This window comes from Nostoc sp. (assembly GCF_035638895.1).
GTDB lineage: Bacteria > Cyanobacteriota > Cyanobacteriia > Cyanobacteriales > Nostocaceae > Nostoc.
The window spans coordinates 1-2,415 of record NZ_DASQZC010000552.1 but is presented as its reverse complement, the minus strand read 5'-3'; the positions used below and the strand labels follow the sequence as shown (position 1 = coordinate 2,415).

Sequence of the window (2,415 nt, the reverse complement as noted above, 5' to 3'; positions counted from 1 at the left end):
TTTACGCTTTTGTTGGGTTAGAGCGTATTAGTGGTGTGATGGTTTATGATATTACCGATCCACTCAATCCTACTTTCGTTAACTACGCTAACAATCGTGATTTCACAGTTAGTCCAACCATAAACGATAAAACTAATCCAGAGGTAGGGGACTTAGGGCCAGAAGGTCTATTATTTATCCCAGCCGTTAATAGTCCCAATGGTAAACCTTTGTTGGTGACAGCTAATGAGGTCAGTGGAAGTACAACAATTTTCTCAATTGATGATGTAAAATCTGTACCTGAGCCTGGAACTATCTTTGGATTTTTGGCAACTGCTGTAATGGGCATTCTGAAATTTAAGCACAAGAATTAGAACTCTCAACAATAACTATAGAGAGTTGAAATGGAAAATAATTTATTTTTTCCTTTTTGTCAAATTCGGCATCACCGTGCCAATCCGGGAAAATAGTACGAATCGAAAATTTCTTGTGCCTGAAACGACGATTTTTCGTTCAAACTAGATCAAAACTAGCAGCATAACCATAGTTATTTCACAAATTTGATGGTAGACAGCACTTTTTGTAAAGCTTGTCCAATCTTGGTTTTAGCCAAAGCGTACAAATTATCTCTTTCGGCACGGTGATGCCCGACACAACTTCCGCACCTAAAAAAGATAATTCTCCACAGCGATCGCCATAGAGAGAATTTTCAAGAATAAATATGCAATTTTGGTGCTGCTTGGGAGTAGTAGGTTAATCGTTATCCTGTGAACTGTCCTCAGAATTATTCATTTAAGGTGGCTGAGAAAGAAACAGCCCTGTTAGATTGCGCGGATAGCCCGCACCCTTGGCAATGCATCACCTAAATTATTAGTTTAGGAATGGTGTCGATCGGGTTCAGTGATAATGCTGTAGTAGATATTCTAGTCTGTAACAGTCAATACTAAATCATAAAATTGTATTTTATACAGGCAGTCTTTATCAAAATAATAAAATCACTAACTTAGCTATTGGCAAAACCCCAGTTTGCATACAGTTGGTTTACTAATCTTTAAAATAGATAAATATAATTTACACTAAAATATATCAGTATTTTAACTGTTGTCTTACTGTTAATACTTACTTAATATGTAGCACAATATTTCGCATTATCTTACTCATTGTGAAACCTCTTCTACAAACTTACTTAGAACAAGAAATCTGGATATTAGTACGAGACAAATGGTATTTCGCCACAGTTATCGGAGTTTGGGATGATATGTTGTGGTTTAAACATAGAACTTACAACAAAGATACAGAGGAGGATACTCTCTGGGAAATGGTTGTCAAAATCAGTGAAGTAGTTGCTATTGATAAAGTTAGGTCTGTTATTAGTAGAAAAGCAGATGTGCTTATTTCACGGCTATTAGAAACTGAGCAAGGACTAAATGATTATCATCAAGATCATGAACATTAATTAGCTTAATAGTAAAATACTTGCTTGTCTCCTAGATGAACGGATAAAAGTTGAGACAAGCAGTATAAATCAGTATGATAGAAGATTGGCGGCTCTCGTAGTTCCCTTTGGGTTGGTTGCCGATAGATAGATTAGGTTAATTTAGCTTCAAGGTTTCTTTTGTAGAGGCTATGCCTACGCTAAAACAATAAAGGTGTTCGCACAACGAAGGTTTAATACTAATCTGATAGACTATCTTAAATTTGAAATTATAAAAACTGGTAGCTCAGGGCTGATAACTAAACTATGAGTGAAGCCTTATTCTGTATCGAAAATTTGCGAGTTGCCTATCCTGCGCGGAGTGGAGAAGAAGCAACCTGGGCGGTTGATGATGTATCTTTCACCTTGCAACCAGGTGAAAGAATGGGGTTGGTGGGAGAATCGGGTTGTGGTAAGTCAACTATAGGACGGGCAGTAATGCGTTTACTACCAGCCTCTAGTCAGATTGAGGGACGGGTGACATTTCAAGGACAGTCGGTGTTTGACTTGATGCCTAAACAATTGCGGAAATTTCGGGGAGAGACGATCGCCTTAATTTTTCAAGATCCCATGACACGCCTCGATCCGCTAATGACGATTGGTAAGCATTGTATCGAAACCCTCCAGGCGCACTCACCAGAATTATCAACCCGGGAAGCCAAAGAAAAAGCACTTGCTACCTTGGCAAAGGTGAATATTCCAGCTAGTCGCTGGAATCAGTATCCTCACGAGTTTAGCGGTGGAATGCGCCAACGGGTAGCGATCGCTTTAGCTTTACTCCTCAACCCCAAGTTAATTGTTGCCGATGAACCCACCACCAGTTTAGATGTCACCGTTTCCGCACAGATATTAAAAGAATTAACTCGTCTGTGCGGTGAAGAAAACATGGGATTGTTGCTGATTTCTCATGATTTAGCAATGGTGGCTGAGTATTGCGATCGCATTGGCGTGATGTACAACGG

The 2,415-nt window shown here is 39.2% G+C and carries 3 protein-coding genes; all 3 read left to right on the top strand.

Annotated elements, in window-relative coordinates; translation table 11 throughout:
- The coding region (locus VE944_RS27140; protein WP_324984581.1) for a choice-of-anchor I domain-containing protein at positions 1-353 on the top strand (353 nt) is incomplete at its 5' end.
- Between the two features lie 788 nt (positions 354-1,141).
- The gene (locus VE944_RS27135) at positions 1,142-1,435 is read left to right on the top strand and encodes a hypothetical protein (protein WP_324984578.1); all 294 of its coding nucleotides are present in this window, start codon (positions 1,142-1,144) and stop codon (positions 1,433-1,435) included.
- A gap of 285 nt (positions 1,436-1,720) precedes the next feature.
- Positions 1,721-2,415, top strand: a 695-nt coding sequence (locus VE944_RS27130) for an ABC transporter ATP-binding protein (RefSeq protein WP_324984576.1), incomplete at its 3' end; no start/stop codon positions are given.